Genomic DNA, 2,372 nt, shown 5'->3' with positions numbered 1-2,372 from the left:
ATCTGTCGGCTAAGTCAGAGGGATTACTCCCTCTTTCTCGCCTAAGAACTGTACATGAGACTTTTACCTCATACAGCTCAAGCATCTCTTAACCTTTACAGGCAACAGTTATTGTTTTTGGATTAGTAGCATGATGTTGTCTATGACAGTGAACATGCACGTAAGCTAAGTTTGACACAATGTAATCTTTATGATTTCCATTCTTGTGATGTAGAGGTCTTTCTTCTGCATCAGCACTAATGTCAATCGGTAGATTACAAATGTGGCATTTGCCTTTTTGATTAATCCAAACTTTCTTAAACATTCCAGATAATTTTCTAGCACCTTGATTGAACTTGCGTTCAACAAAGTATTCTTTGTCAGTATAAGGGTTTTTATCCAGAGATAGTTTTGTATGTCTAACTATCCTTTTGTCTGATAATAATTTAAGTTGGTTTCTTGTTGTTGAAAATACCCATTTCCTCGTTCCTTTGGGATGCCAATATTTATTAACTATCCAAGTTCTTGATCTCATGGGGTGTCTTCTCTTAGCCCATTTCCAAAGTATGTTCCATAATTTGTAATCTATTAAGTGGAATGTTTCTTTGGAAACCACTCCTTGATGATAATTTGACCATCCAGTAATGATTGGGTTAAGGGTGTCTATTAAAACTTCTTGTGTCCATGTTTTTCCATCCTTAATAGTATTACTGATTTTCTCAGTTACTTTCTGAATGTTTTTCTTAGACGGTTTTATAAGAAGTTTCCCTTTGTATTTTCTAAAATTCCAGCCTAAAAAGTCAAAACCATCATCAATATGGGTAATTAAAGTCTTTTCATCAGACAGTTCCAGACCTTTGTTTGTTAGAAAATTTTTCAATCAATCCTTTAACTTCTTCTGCTATTTCCTTTGTATTTGCAGTAACAATGAAATCATCCGCATATCTCACAAAATTTACTTTGTGTTTATTGCTTTGATGTGCTGTTATTCTTCCACTTTTACCTCGACGGTATTTGTCAACCAATAAACTTTCAATTCCATCTAAGGTTATGTTAGCCAATATTGGTGATATAATACCGCCTTGTGGTGTTCCTGCTTTTGTTGGAAATAGAGTTCGGTCAAAGACAAATCCTGCTTTAAGGAATTGTTTAAGAATTGATTTATCCATTAGGATGTTGTCAAGTAACCATTGATGACTAATGTTGTCAAAACAACCTTTAATGTCTCCTTCCAGTATCCATTGAGCAGAATTATTTCGACATGTGCATCCGAAGATTTGTTCACATGCATCATGAGTACTTCTGGATTTTCTAAATCCAAAAGAACGTTTGTCTGCTGTTTCTTCTGCAATTGGGTTTAATGCCAATGCATAAAGTGACTGCATAGCTCTGTCATGCATGGTTGGAATGCCTAAAGGTCGTTTCTTATCTTTCCCATATTTCTCAATAAAGACTCTTTTTAATGGTTTTGCCTTGTATTTCTTATCAGTTAATCCAAGTACAGCTTTCATCTTAGAGACAGGTGTATTCCACAATTCTCCATCGATTCCTGCTGTTCTTTTACCCTTATTCTGAATTACCTTTCTGACAGCTAACAGTTTAGCGTAGTGAGAATGGGTTAGCAAATAACTTAGTCTTTTAACTAAATTCCAATTTCCTTTAATAACTGCTTTCGTAATCCTGACTTGTATTCTATTAACATGTGATTCGACTGAATTCCAATCGATGTCATTCCAATTGGGTCGTTGCATGTCTGTAAGTTTCTCGCCATTTAATTTATCGTGACCACTGATTAGTGATTTTGCTTTATTATCTGGTGTATTTGAATGACTTACATTCATAGTTATACCTTCATTCTTACGTTTCGATACCATAGAGTAAGTCTGCATCCTTTCGGATCAGGGCAAATTTTGAACCCTTATACACACCATTACAGTTTGTCATTCGCTTTTTACTCCTTTCCTTTACCCTCTATGTCATTGTTATCCTTTGCAGGATTCCTACCCCGAAGGGAACATATAGGGCTTACCAAGTTCTATAACATGAATAATTGTGAATACCTTAGAAGCCATCTATAAACCGAGAACCATTCGTCCATTTCCCATTATGTGGAAGAAGCCATAATGGTCTGATTCTATACCTTTTGGTTCAAGCGTGTCAATCTATTTTTCGCTTGTTACTGATTACGGTTCTTACAATGGTTCAACTTTCGTTTCTTCATAGTATTCTTATCCTAACAGATTGTTTAGGTTAGATTCCCAAACTTCTCCATATTGTCCTATGAGCTTCACACCCTGACGTTACCATCAACGCATGTCATAGTAGGATTATCCCAAATGGAAAGGACAGCGTTTCCGCAATTCATGGTTTAACTTTCTTGTCGCACTCTTCCA

Annotated in this window: 1 pseudogene; it reads right to left on the bottom strand. The window is 35.7% G+C overall.

Annotated features, from left to right (window positions below):
- Positions 1-88: 88 nt before the first annotated feature.
- Positions 89-1,820, bottom strand: a pseudogene (ltrA, locus tag E7X56_RS12380) (group II intron reverse transcriptase/maturase).
- Between the last annotated feature and the right edge of the window lie 552 nt (positions 1,821-2,372).

This window comes from Methanococcoides sp. NM1, assembly GCF_900774285.1.
GTDB classification, from domain to species: domain Archaea; phylum Halobacteriota; class Methanosarcinia; order Methanosarcinales; family Methanosarcinaceae; genus Methanococcoides; species Methanococcoides vulcani.
The sequence above is the reverse complement of the archived record's forward strand: the minus strand, read 5'-3'. Positions and strand labels throughout refer to the sequence as shown.